This is a genomic window from Arthrobacter sp. 10N43 (assembly GCF_056394525.1).
Window position 1 is genome coordinate 640507 of the sequence record NZ_JBFTIA010000004.1, and the last position, 12624, is coordinate 653130.

Annotated in this window: 11 protein-coding genes; 9 read left to right on the forward strand and 2 right to left on the reverse strand. The window is 69.5% G+C overall.

Going from position 1 to position 12624, the window contains the following annotated elements; genetic code table 11:
• Positions 1–34: 34 nt before the first annotated feature.
• Complete coding sequence (rph, locus tag AC1DDO_RS11170; RefSeq protein WP_377985165.1) at positions 35–793, forward strand: ribonuclease PH; 759 nt, start codon at positions 35–37, stop codon at positions 791–793.
• The gene (gene rdgB, locus AC1DDO_RS11175; protein ID WP_476867753.1) at positions 790–1482 is read left to right on the forward strand and encodes an RdgB/HAM1 family non-canonical purine NTP pyrophosphatase; all 693 of its coding nucleotides are present in this window, start codon (positions 790–792) and stop codon (positions 1480–1482) included. The genes rph and rdgB overlap by 4 nt, the downstream gene beginning before the upstream one ends.
• Positions 1483–1593: 111 nt before the next feature.
• Here rdgB and AC1DDO_RS11180 read toward each other — a convergent pair whose 3' ends face one another.
• Positions 1594–2361, reverse strand: coding sequence for a VTT domain-containing protein (locus AC1DDO_RS11180; RefSeq protein ID WP_476867796.1), 768 nt, complete (start codon positions 2359–2361; stop codon positions 1594–1596).
• 116 nt (positions 2362–2477) lie between these two features.
• On the opposite strand from AC1DDO_RS11180, the gene AC1DDO_RS11185 reads away from it, so the two are divergent.
• Positions 2478–3494, forward strand: coding sequence for a 3'-5' exonuclease (locus AC1DDO_RS11185; protein WP_476867752.1), 1017 nt, complete (start codon positions 2478–2480; stop codon positions 3492–3494).
• Positions 3495–3627: 133 nt separating this feature from the next.
• A complete protein-coding gene (locus AC1DDO_RS11190) occupies positions 3628–4224 on the forward strand; it encodes a DUF4395 domain-containing protein (RefSeq protein ID WP_476867751.1) in 597 nt (198 codons plus the stop codon).
• Between the two features lie 655 nt (positions 4225–4879).
• Here the strand turns inward: AC1DDO_RS11190 and AC1DDO_RS11195 are convergent.
• Positions 4880–6055, reverse strand: a complete 1176-nt coding sequence (locus AC1DDO_RS11195) for an ADP-ribosylglycohydrolase family protein (RefSeq protein ID WP_476867750.1) — start codon at positions 6053–6055, stop codon at positions 4880–4882.
• 185 nt (positions 6056–6240) lie between these two features.
• Here AC1DDO_RS11195 and AC1DDO_RS11200 point away from each other — a divergent pair, with 185 nt between their 5' ends.
• The 5 genes from AC1DDO_RS11200 to AC1DDO_RS11220 all read left to right on the forward strand — a co-directional run bounded on the left by AC1DDO_RS11200 (position 6241) and on the right by AC1DDO_RS11220 (position 12599).
• Positions 6241–6597: a YidH family protein gene (locus AC1DDO_RS11200; RefSeq protein ID WP_390204633.1), complete on the forward strand. Its 357-nt coding sequence runs from the start codon at positions 6241–6243 to the stop codon at positions 6595–6597.
• Complete coding sequence (locus AC1DDO_RS11205) at positions 6594–6935, forward strand: DUF202 domain-containing protein (RefSeq protein ID WP_441407532.1); 342 nt, start codon at positions 6594–6596, stop codon at positions 6933–6935. Before AC1DDO_RS11200 ends, AC1DDO_RS11205 begins: the two co-directional genes overlap by 4 nt.
• A 239-nt stretch (positions 6936–7174) precedes the next feature.
• A complete protein-coding gene (locus AC1DDO_RS11210) occupies positions 7175–8239 on the forward strand; it encodes an aquaporin (RefSeq protein WP_476867749.1) in 1065 nt (354 codons plus the stop codon).
• 92 nt (positions 8240–8331) lie between these two features.
• Entirely contained in the window at positions 8332–9513 is a 1182-nt protein-coding gene (locus AC1DDO_RS11215) for an exonuclease SbcCD subunit D (RefSeq protein WP_476867748.1), read from the forward strand.
• Positions 9510–12599, forward strand: coding sequence for an AAA family ATPase (locus AC1DDO_RS11220; RefSeq protein ID WP_476867747.1), 3090 nt, complete (start codon positions 9510–9512; stop codon positions 12597–12599). The genes AC1DDO_RS11215 and AC1DDO_RS11220 overlap by 4 nt, the downstream gene beginning before the upstream one ends.
• Positions 12600–12624: the final 25 nt, after the last annotated feature.

Below are 12624 nucleotides of genomic sequence, written 5' to 3' on the forward strand. Positions count from 1 at the left end.
CGGGCGGCACCGGGCGAGTCGATAAGCTAAAGGCATGACTTCCCAAGCTCCCAGTGTTCCCGTAATCCGTGCCGACGGCCGTACTCCCGACCAGCTGCGTCCGATCAGCATCACCCGCGGCTGGTCCAAGCAAGCCGAGGGTTCGGCCCTGATCGAGTTCGGCAACACCAGGGTCCTGTGCACGGCCTCCCTGACGGAGGGCGTTCCGCGCTGGCTCAAGGGCGAAGGCCGTGGCTGGGTCACCGCCGAGTACGCCATGCTGCCCCGGGCCACGAACACCCGGTCCGACCGTGAATCGGTCAAGGGCAAGATCGGCGGCCGCACCCACGAGATCTCACGGCTGATCGGCCGCTCGCTGCGCTCCATCATCGACACCAAAGCCCTGGGCGAAATCACCATCGTGCTGGACTGCGATGTCCTGCAGGCCGACGGCGGCACCCGCACCGCGGCCATCACCGGCGCCTACGTGGCACTCGCGGACGCCATCCGCTTCGCCCGGGAGAAGAAGATGATCGGCCGCAACGCCGAGCCCCTGATCGACACGATCGCCGCCGTGTCCGTCGGCATCATCGACGGCGTACCGATGCTCGACCTGCCCTACGTCGAAGACGTGCGCGCCGAGACCGACATGAACGTGGTGGTGACCGGCTCCGGCAAGTTCGTCGAAGTCCAGGGCACCGCCGAGGGCGCACCGTTCGACCGTGACGAGCTGAACAAGCTGCTGGACCTGGCGCTGCTGGGCACCGAGCAGCTCGCCGCCATCCAGCGCGACACCCTGGCGGAGGCCCCGTGACGGACGCGCCGTCCACGGGAGCGCCCGCTGTGGGCGGCCCGGCCGCTGACGGCCCCGCCCCGCGGCTCGTGCTCGCCACCCACAACAAGGGCAAGCTCCGCGAACTCCGCGAACTGCTCCGCGGCCAGGTGCCCGGGCTCGACGTCGACACGCAGGTGGTGGACGCCGGCGCCGTCGGGGCCCCCGACGTCGCCGAAACCGGCGTGACTTTCGCCGAAAACTCGCTGCTGAAGGCGCGGGCCGTGGCCGAGGCCACCGGGCTGGTGGCGATCGCCGACGACTCCGGACTTTCCGTGGACGTCCTCGGCGGAGCGCCCGGGATCTTCTCGGCGCGCTGGTCCGGCCGGCACGGCGACGACGCCGCGAACCTCCAGCTCTTGCTCGCCCAGCTGTCCGACGTGCCGGACGAATACCGGGGGGCCGCCTTTGTCTGCGCCGCAGCGCTGGCCGTGCCCGGGTCCTCGCCCGACGGCGGCCGGGAAGTCGTCGAATACGGGCAGCTGGAAGGGACTCTCCTGCGGGAACCGCGCGGCGAGGGTGGCTTCGGCTACGACCCCGTCCTGCAGCCGAGCGGGCTGGACCGCAGCTGCGCCGAGCTCAGCTCCGAGGAGAAGAACGCCATCAGCCACCGGGGCCATGCGTTCCGGGCACTGCTGCCGGCCATCGTCGAGGCCCTGTCCGGGAAATAGCCTGCAGGCGTTCTCGCGGCCGGCATCAGACGGCGGCAGGCCTTAGACGAAGGAAGGCGCCCCACATAGTGGGGCGCCTTCCTTCGTTTACAGCGTTGCCATTGAGGGCGCTTAGGGGGTCTTGCGCTCTTCTTCCGGTTCGTGCTCTTCGATGAACTCTTCAACGACGTCCGTGCCGTACTCCTCGGACTGCCGCCTGGCGATGATGCCGCGGATGACTTCAATGGCGATCGGGATGACCGAGACCAGCACGATGGCGATGAAGATGATGTCGAGGTTGTCCTTGACCCATGGCACCTTGTCCCCGAGCAGGTAGCCGAGGAGCGTGACGCCGCCGCCCCACAGCACGGCACCGATCACGTTGTAGGTGAAGAATTTGCGCTTGCTCATCTGCGCGACGCCGACGATTACCGGGACGAAGGTGCGGATGATCGGGACGAACCGGGCCAGGATCAGGGCCTTGCCGCCGTGCTTTTCGAAGAAGGCATGCGCGCTATCCACGTTTTCACGCTTGAACAGCTTGGAATTGGGCCTGTTGAACAGGGCAGGTCCCGCCTTGGACCCAATCAGGTAGCCCACCTGGTTGCCGATGATCGCGGCGACGATGATGAGCGCGGTCAGGACCCAGATGTTGACCTGGATGGTGCCGGTTGCCACGAGCAGGCCGGCCGTGAACAGCATGGAGTCCCCGGGCAGGAAGAAGCCGATCAACAGCCCGGTCTCGGCAAAGATGATGCCGCAGACAAGGAGGACCACCCACGGCGCGAAGGCCGGATTTGCGAGGAAGACCTGCGGGTTGAGCCAGTCGGGCAGGAAGGAGGCCAGATGCGGCTGGACGGGGCCGGCGCCGCCGAGGGCGGACACGGCGAGGTCGCTCATTGCTAGTACGTTCACCCGTTAAGGGTACTTGACCGGTGACGGCCGGGCCTCGGAGCCGGCTTCCGGTGGCCGTGCCACGGCGGGAGGCGGAGCCGGCGGGCGGTAATGTTGGGGCCGTGGGTTTGGACTTTACGGCGATCGACTTTGAGACCGCAAACGGCTTCCGCGGTTCGCCGTGTGCTGTTGGCCTGAGCAAGGTCCGCGGCGGCGTCGTCGTGGAGGAAGCCTCCTGGCTCATGCGGCCGCCGGAAAACCATGACGCCTTCGATCACCACAACGTCAGGATCCACGGCATCCGGCCGGAGCAGGTGGCGGGACTGCCGCGGTTCGGGGAACTCTTTCCCGAGATCGGCGCGTTCATTGGCGGTGACGTGCTGGCGGCCCACAATGCGGCGTTCGACCTCGGCGTGATCCGCTCCGGCCTGGAAGTCTCCGGGCTGCCCGGACCCGCCTATGACTACGTGTGCACGGTGATGTTGTCCCGGCGCTGCTATTCCCTGGTGTCCAACTCGCTGCCCTACGCGGCCGAGGAAGCCGGCGTGCCGCTGGTGAACCATCACGATGCCGCCGAGGACGCCCGTGCCTGTGCCGGCATCCTGATCGACATCGCCGCCCGCAACGGGGCGGCGAGTATCGCGGAACTCTATCTGTCACTGGGCCTAGCGGTGTCGCGCCAGCCGGCCTTCGACCCCCGGCGCGACCCGTTGTCCAAAGCCACCGTCGCCGCGCTCGAGGCCCTCGCCGGTGGAAATGCAGCTGCGCCGTCACGCCGGCCGTTCGCCTCCGGGTGGCCGGAGGAAGGCCCCAACCCGGTGCCCAATGCTGCGGCCAGCCCGGACCACCCGTTGTTCGGCCAGACCGTCGTTTTCACCGGCGAACTGGCGATTCCCCGCCCCGAAGCCAAGGTCCGATCCGCCGAGCTTGGTGCCAGGCCGGAAAGCCGGGTCACGGCCCGCACCACCGTCCTGGTGGTGGGGGACGGCTTTGTGGCCGCGGATCTGCGCTCGGGCCGGCTCACCGGCAAGGCCCGCCGCGTCCTGGAACTGCACGACCGCGGGCAGCAGATCGAAGTGCTGTCCGAGGGCGAATTCCTGCAGATGGTCGGCGGGCACGTGGCCGCCGTCCCCGCCTGAGCCCGCCTTTATTAACGGGCCTGCCTGACTCGCCTGTCTGACTCGGTCCTGTCTGAACCGGTCCTGTCTGACTCGCAGTCACACGGCGCAACAATGATTCCCAGCATGGCGGGCCCGCTCGTAGCCTTGGCGGATGAGCAAACTGCCGGATGCACAGACCCCCGCTGTCCCGTCGAAATCAGGGCAGTCAAAGTCGGTGCCGTCGCAGGCGGTGCTGTCGGATGGGGTGCCGTCGCAGCGCGGTATTGACTGGCGGAAGGTGTTCGCGTTCCCGAACCCGGTGAACGAGTACTCCGCCCGCATTACCGCCGCCCTGGTTGTGGCGCTCTCCGCGGTCACCCTGCTGACCGGATTCGGCTGGGGGCTTGCCATCATCGCGGCGGGGTTCTGGCTGCGCGTGCTCTTCGGCCCCCGGATCTCGCCCCTGGCCCAGTTCTCGGTTAAGGTCCTGACGCCCTGGCTCGGCCGGACCCGCCTCGTTCCCGGTCCGCCTAAGCGATTCGCCCAGGGCATGGGCGCCGCCATGTCGACTGCCGCCGCGCTGCTGCTGGCGGCCGGCCTCGCTCCGGCGGCGTGGGTCCTGCTTGCCGTGCTGATCGCGGCTGCGTCCCTGGAGGCATTCGCCGGGTTCTGCCTGGGCTGCACCATCTTCGGCTTCCTGCAGCGCCGCGGCCTCATTCCCGAGGACGTCTGCGAAGCCTGCAACAACATCTCTCTCCGCCGCGCCTAGGATCCGGCCGGCCAGGGATCCGGCGGGCCTGGGACCCGACCGGCCAGGGATCCGACGGGCCAGGGACCCGGCGAGTCTGGGTTTCGGCGGGTCTGGGTTCCGACGGGCCAGGGATCCGACGAGTCTGGGTTTCGGCGAGTCTGGGTTCCGACGGGCCAGGGATCCGACGATTCTGGGTTTCGGCGAGTCTGGCTCTGGACATGTCCTCGGGAGGCCCTGACCGGTGGACATAGTGGCATTATGTCCAGTCCTTGCCCCCGCGAATGCGCATGTCCTGAGCTGCTGCTGCCCAGGGATGGACATGTCCCTCACACTGACAGCGGACTGGGCATGTCCTGGGTGCCCAGCAGTGGCGGATGGACATGCCCCTGGCAGGGATGCGCGACTGGGCATCTCCGGAGGTGTGCGGCAACCGGAATGGACATGTCCCTGGCAGGGGTGCCCGACTGGGCATGTCCGGTGAGGTGCGCGACTGGGCATGTCCGGTGGTGTGCGGCAACCGGGACGGACATGTCCCTTGCGGCGAGGCACAACGGGGCATGTCCCGTGGAGAAGCCGGCCCACATAACGGCAGAAGGACGTCCCGCCCTGCACGAACGCCGGAAGCACGAATGCCGGAGACCTGGCGCCTAGCGGACAGGCCGGCGCAGTACAGCTAGGTGCCGGTGACCTCCGCCAGCTTCGATGCCATGCCTCGGATGACCTCCGGCGCCTGGAGCTCCGCAAGCCAGTCGGCCGGCAGGCACCGCTCGCCGTAGTACGCCCCCAGGATGTTCCCGGCGATCGACGCCGTCGAGTCGCTGTCCCCGCTGTGGTTCACTGCCACCGCAATGGCGGCACGGAAATGGTTCTGGGCCGGCACCCCGACGATGCCGGAGTCCGCCGCTGTTTCTGTCCCGGTTCCCGGGGCAGTGGCCAGCACGGCGTAGAGCGCGACGGCGAGGGCTTCCTCGGCCACCCACCCCTCACCGAGTTCGCTGACCAGGTCCTCGGGGCTGAGCAGGCCGCCGGGGCCCGGTACGTCGCCCGCCAGCTGCAGGGCTGCCTCAAACCTGGCAACCACGTCCGGATCCGGCTCTTCGCCCTTCCGCAGGACGCCGCCGCGCAGGTGCCCGAGGGCGGCCTGGGCCGCTTCGCGCAACCCGAGTCCGGAGGCCAAGGCATGGATGAGCAGGCTGAAGACGCCGGCGCTCTGCCGCGCCGCGGGGTGGCCGTGGGTCAGGGACGCGGCGTCCGCGCTGAGCTTGTAGACCAATTCGGGCCCGAGGTGCGGGATCAGGCCGAACGGCGCTGAACGCATCACGGTGCCGCAGCCCTTGGCCTCGGGATTGACCGGCCGCTGCACGGTACCCATCTCGCCCGTGGCGAGCCCGCTCAGGCAGGCGTTGCCGGGCGAGCGCCTGCTCTTCAGGACGTCCTGGGCATCGATCCAGCGCGGCGGCTGGAAAGGGGCCGACGGCGGGACGGCGACACCCTGGGTGCCCAGCCAGCGCAGGTACGCGAGCCACAGGCACGCGTTGATGTCCGCCGCCACGCCGTCGTTCGCCCATTCCAGCGCCTCGAGGAGGCCGTCCGCGGTGTAAAGGGTCATTTGCGTGTCGTCCGAGAAGGGGCTGCCGGCGTCGAGCGCGGAAAAGTCCTGCAGTCCCGCGGGGCCGAACCGGGCGCGGATCGCGGCAATGTCATCGAACTCCACGGCGTAGCCCAGCGAATCGCCGAGTGCACCTCCCAGCAGGCAGCCGTGGATCCGCGAACCGTGGGCCGGGGCGGGGGAGTCCGGCTGGCCGGGTGTTGGGGCTGATGCGGGAGTGGTCCCGGGCTCGGTGCTCATGTCCTCAAATTTACCCGGCGCCGCCCCACCCGTTGCACCGCACTCTGCAGTGCCGTAACTGTGCAATGCAGTGCAGCGCCGGACGGGCGGCGGATGCGGAACGCCGGTAGGGTGCTGTTAGGACCCGTCCAGCGGTCAGGCGAAGCAACCGCCGGCGGCGTATCCGTCGGCAGCGGAGGAATCGAATGCGCGAACCAGCGTGGCGGAAGACCGGGAACACGCCGGATTACAGATTCTCCCTTGCCAACGAGCGGACGTTCCTGGCCTGGATCCGCACGTCCCTGGCCCTGATTGCCGGTGCCCTGGCGATCGACCAGCTGGCCCCGGAGATCGCGCCCGGTCCCGTGCGGATTGTCCTGTGCGTCATCCTCGCGTTCCTGGGGGCGGGCCTGGCGGCACTGTCCTACCACCGGTGGGGACTCATGGAGGCGGCCATGCGGAACAACCGGGAGCTGCCGTTTTCCGCCGTGATGCTGGTGATGACGATCGGCGTCGCGGCCGCGGCCCTGGTGTTCGCCATCCTGATCCTGGTGGCACGGTGAGCCCTGATCCGGCCCGGGATCCCGGACTGCAGCCCGAGCGGACATCCCTGTCCTGGCGCCGGACGATGCTCGCGCTGATCGTGGCCGACCTGCTGATCTGGCGCAGCTGGGCGCTCGCGGGGTCCCGCGGCGGCGGAGCGGTCCCCGTCGATTTCCTTGGAGTGTGCGCGCTCGTCGCCATGGCCGCCACGCTGGTCCTGGGTGTGTGCGTGCTGGTCCGAGGGCGGGAGCTCCGGCGCTCCAACGCCGCGCCGCCGGCGACGCTCCTGCGCTGGGCCGCCGCCGCCGTCGTGGCCCTTGCCGCCAGCGCTGTGACCGCGGTGGCCCTGGGGCACTGAACCGATGTCTGGGCAGGACCGATAACTGCACAGGGCCGATAACTGGACAGGCGGTTGGGCCGCTTGACGGGCACGGGCACTAGGCAAGAATCCAGCCAACATCCAGATTCCGCTGGAAGACTGCTGGCGGACCTATTCTCCGGGCGGCCTAGGCCTTCCCCGGACCACAACCCAGCGGCGGGCCGGACGCCGCAAGTGCAGCCCCAGGCACGCCGCCACCAGCAAAGGAAGTCCTGAACATGACCCTGCTTGTGCCAGCCCCCGAGTCCGTTGGCGTCCAGCCTCCGGCCGCCGGCGACGCTTCGCCCCGACCGGGACTCATCGCCCGGCTGTCCGCCGAGGCGTTTGGGACCCTGATCGTCGTCGTCGCAGGCCTGGGCGTGCCGCTGTTCACCATTCCGCAGTCGAATCCGCTGCCCGCGGCCCTTGCCGCCGGCCTGGCGCTGACGGCGGCGATGCTCGCCGTCGGCTACGTTTCCGGTGGCCACTTCAACCCCGCCGTCACCATTGGCAACGTCATCGCCGGCCGAATCCGCCTGGCCGCAGCCGCGGCCTACATCGGAGCCCAGCTTGTGGGTGCGGCACTCGGCGCCGTGGCCCTGTTCGGCGTCCTGCGCACCGTGCCGACGATCAATGACAGCACCGGCGCCTTCGCCACCGTGGCGGCCGGATTCGGCGAGCATTCCATCATCCAGGTGCCCATGGCCGGTGTCCTGCTCGTTGAGGTCCTCGGCACGGCCCTGCTCGTGGCCGTCTTCCTTGCCACGACGGCCAGCCGGAACCCCGCCAGGGCGGCGGCTCCTTTCGCGGTCGGCCTGACGACGGCGATGCTCCTGCAGCTTGGCCAGGCGCTCGGCAATGTCCCGTTCAACCCGGCCCGGGCCACGGCATCGGCCATCTTCAGCGGCCCGGACGCGCTCGGGCAGCTGTGGCTGTTCTGGGTGGCGCCCGTGGTCGGTGCGGCCATCGCGGGACTGGCTTTCCGCGGCTTCGCGCAGGGTGCCCAGACTGCCAAGACAACCGGCCCGGCCGGCGCAGCGTTCACGCCTGCCGAATCTAACGACGCCGATTTGGCTGGGTCCGACTTGGAGGACTTCGAGGTCGCCGACTTGGATGACGCAGAACTGACCGGCGCACGGTTGACCGGCGCACGGCTGGCCGGCCCACGGATGACCGGTGCAGCGGACGACGCCGACAAGGGCGCCCCCGCCGGGCGCAACGGCAAAGCGAAGGCTGCCGCTGCCACTGACACTGCCGAGAACGACGAGGCCCGCAGCTTCTTCGACAGCAAGGGTGGAAAGTAGCCACCCTTCACCACGATTACCCGTAGTTGACCTCCGTCACCCTTCCGGGGTGGTGGCGCAAGAGTGTCGGTGGCAGCCGATACCGTAGGAATATGCGGTTATTGCACACCTCCGACTGGCACTTGGGCCGGTCCTTCCACGGCATCGGCATGCTGGATGCCCAGCGCGCCTTCATTGACCAGCTCGTGACCTTCGTCCGGGAAGAGGCCGTGGACGTTGTCCTCATCGCCGGGGACGTCTACGACCGCGCGCTGCCGGGAGTCGACGTCGTCGGCCTGCTGGATGACGCCCTGGTGCGCCTCACCGGTACCGGCGCCCAAGTTGTCCTGACCAGCGGCAACCATGACTCCGCCATCCGGCTGGGATTCGCTTCGCGGCTGCTTGAGCGCGGGGGAGTGCATTTGCGCACGCGGCTGGACGAGCTTGACCATCCCGTGCTCTTTCCGCTTTCGGACAATACAGATGACGAAGCTGCGCCGCTGCTGGCCATCTACGGCATTCCCTGGCTGGAGCCCCGGCTTGTTGCCGAGCAGCTGGCCGTCCAGACCGCCAGCCACTTCGAGGTCACACGCGCCGCCACGGAACGGATCCGTGCAGACGTGCTGCGCCGCAGTGAGAGCCGGACCGTACATTCAGTGGTCCTGGCGCACACTTTCGCCAGCGGAGGCATCAGCTCCGACAGCGAACGGGATCTGAGCATCGGCGGCGTCGGCGCTGTCCCGCTGGATCTCTTCGACGGCTTTGGCTACACGGCACTGGGCCACCTGCACGGCCGGCAGGAGCTGTCACCGGCAGTGCGCTACTCCGGCTCGCCGCTGGCGTACTCCTTCTCGGAAGCCAAGCACCGGAAGGGAAGCTGGCTCGTGGAGGTCGACGCCGAAGGCATCGGCGATGTGCGCGAAGTGCTGTGGGACGCATCCCGGAATCTCGCCGTGCTCCGCGGAAAGCTGGAGGACCTCCTCGAATCGGAGGATTTCGCGTGGGCCGAGGGCGCCTATTGCCAGATCACGCTGACGGACACCGCCCGCCCGGCACAAGCCATGGACCGTCTGCGGTCGCGGTTCCCCGACACCCTGGTGCTCGGCTTCGATCCCGAAGGGACCGGCGCGGCGCCGAAGGCCAGCTACAGCAGCCGGCTTGCCGAAGCCGACGATGACCTCGCCGTCTGCTGCGGATTCCTCGATCACGTCCGGGGCCGGCCCGCTTCCGACGCCGAAGCAGCCGTTCTCGCAGAAGCGCTCGAGGCCGTGCGCCTGGAAGGGATATCCCTGTGAGGATCCACCGCCTGGAGATTTCCGCCTTCGGACCGTTCGCCGGCACGGAGCGGATCGACTTCGACCGTCTCAGCGCACACGGTCTGTTCCTGCTGAACGGCGCCACCGGCGCGGGCAAAACCAGCGTCCTGGACGCCATCTGTTTCGCCCTGTACGGATCGGTGCCCGGTGCCCGGCAGGACGGAAAGCGGCTGCGCAGCGACCACGCGGACACGGCCACAGAGCCGCGGGTCACCTGCGAGTTCTCCGCTAAGGGCCGGCATTTCGAAGTCTCCCGGGCGCCCGCCTGGGACAAACCGAGCGCTCGGGGCAAGAACGGCTTCACCCTCCAGCAGGCCAACACGCTGCTGCGAGAACGCATCGACGGCGCCTGGGTCGAAAAATCCGGCCGGAATGATGAGGCCGGCGCCGAGATCGCCGACGTCCTGGGCATGAACCGGGACCAGTTCACCCGGGTGGTCATGCTGCCGCAGGGCGACTTCGCGGCGTTCCTGCGCTCCAAGGCATCGGACCGCCTGGAGCTGCTGCAGAGCCTGTTCGGCACCCAGCGCTTTGAAGCCGTGGAACAGGAACTGTCCCGGCAGGCGCAGACAGCCAAAACCGAAGTTGCCAGCCTGACCACGAGGCTGGAGCTGCTGCTGGCCCAGGCTGAGTCCGAAACCGCGGCGCTGGACCTCGACCCCGCCGGGGCCCCCGGCAGGGACATGCCCGACGCCCTGTTGGCCTGGCTGGACGGCGCAGCGGCAACCGCCGCGCAGGAGCGGCGGACCGCCGCCGCAGCAGCCGAGCAACGGGCCGCCGAACAGGCCACCGTGCTGGAGGCCGCCAATGCGCGGGCCAACCGCCACGCCAGGCTTGCCGCCGCGGAACTGCGACGGATCGACGCCGACGCTGCAGCGCCGGTCCTGGCGCAAAAGGCCGTCACGCTAGGCCTGCACCGCCAGGCCGAGGTGCTGGGCGGCCAGTTGCGCGCCGTCGAAAGTGCCGCTGCAGCCCAGGACCTGGCCGAAAAGGCCCTGCTGGAGGCCGCCCGGCAGCTGCGGACTGCGGCAGCCACGGACCCCGAACTCGCCGGTCAGGACCTCCTCGACGCCGGCGCCGAGGACACTTCCATCGACGCTGACGCTGCTGGCCGGCGCGCCCCGCTGGACAGCGCGGCCCTGCGGAGCACCCTCGGACGGCTGAGGTCCCTCCGGGCCGTGCTCACCGAACGCCTGCCCGACGAATCCCGGCTCATCGCACTCACTGACCGCAGCAGCACGCTAAGCCTGCAGCTCCAGGAGCTGGAAACCGGGCAGCGGACAAGTGCCGCTGCCCTGGACGCGCTGCGCTTGGAATCGGCGGCCATCTCCGCCGGCATCCGTCCCCTCGAGGAACTCGCTGCGGAAGTCCAGCTGCGCACCAAGGAGGCCACTGCAGCCGACGAACTCGTGACCATCGTTGGCCGCTTCCTCGACGCCGAGGCCGAGTGCTCGGCAACCGCGGACCGGCATGCCGCGGCCCGGAACGTCCATCAGGACCGGAGGCAGCACTGGCTGGACCTCCGTGAGCAGCGGCTGATGAACGCCGCCGCCGAGCTCGCCACCCAGCTCCTCGCCGGAGTTCCCTGCCCCGTCTGCGGCAGCCCGGAACACCCCTCACCCGCCCCCGCCGCGGCCTCCGCGCTGACGGTCGCCGAGGCCGAGAAGGCCGCGCAAGAGGCCACCGACCTCGCCGAAGAGGCCTTCGCTGCCCTCGGCCGCGAGCTCGCCGACGCACAACAGCGCGTCGCCGTCCTGGCGGCGCAGGGCGGCAACACGCCTCCGGAGGAAGCCCGTGCGGAGGCGGCCCAGGCAGGGGAACGGGCGGATGAGGCCGGCCGCGCGGCCACGGACCTCGCCGCGGGACGGGCCCGGCTGGCCGAACTCGAAGCGGCCATCGCCGCCGCGGACCGGGAGCAGGCCGACGCCGCCTCCGGCATCGCCCAAACGCAGTCCACGATCACCGAAGTCGGTGAACAGGCCGGGGTCCTCGAACACGCCCTCGAGCAGTTGCGCGCCGGCCATGGCACCCTAGATCAACGCATCGCCGCCCTGTCGTCGACGACGGCGGTCCTGGAGCGGGGCGACGCCGCTCAGTCCGCCCTCGAGCAGGCCGCCGCCCGCACCCAGGAGGCACGCCGGCAACTTGACGAGTCGCTTCCCCCGGCCGGGTTCGGTACCGAGGCCGCGGCGCGGGAGGCACTCCTGCCGGCACCGGTGGCCAGCGGTCTCGAAACAGCCATCCGGGCGGGACAGGACGAGGCCGCCCGGATCCAGGAACTGTTCGCCGGGGAAGACCTCGCACTCGCGGCAGCCGAGCGGGCCGCAGGGGACCTCGTCAGCGACGCCGCCCTCGAACAGCTCAAAGCGGAGTCGGTGGCCGCCGAACGCACAGCCCGGGAAGCCGCACTTGCGGCCGGACTGGCGGAAAACTCGGTGAGGAACCTCGGACGCATAGCCGGTGACTACAAGGAACTTGCCGCCGCCGGCAGGGAACCCCGGGACCGGGCCGCACTGCTTGCCGCCGTGGCCGACGCGGCCAAGGGCGGAGGCGACAACACCTACCGCATGAGCCTGAACAGCTATGTCCTCGCGGCCCGGCTGGAGCAGGTGGCGGTCGCGGCCTCGGAACGCCTGATCGGGATGAGCGACGGCCGCTACACTCTTCAGCACACCGATGCGAAGGCCGCGCGCGGCGCGAAGTCCGGCCTCGGCCTGGAAGTCGTCGACGAGTGGACCGGCCAGCGCCGGGACACCGCCACACTCTCCGGCGGTGAATCCTTCATGGCCTCGCTGGCGCTGGCCCTCGGGCTGGCCGACGTCGTGCAGCACGAGTCCGGCGGTGTGGACATCGAGACCCTGTTCGTGGACGAAGGATTCGGCAGCCTCGACGACCAGGCACTGGAACAGGTTATGGACGCCCTTGAAGGCCTCCGCGACGGCGGCAGGGTGGTCGGACTAGTCAGCCACGTGGCGGAAATGAAGCAGCGCATTGGCACCCAGCTCCAGGTGGTCAAAGGCCGCAGCGGCTCCACCTTGCACATCAGCGACGACGCTCAAGTCTGAGCCAGGCCAACGGGTTGCCCGTCGC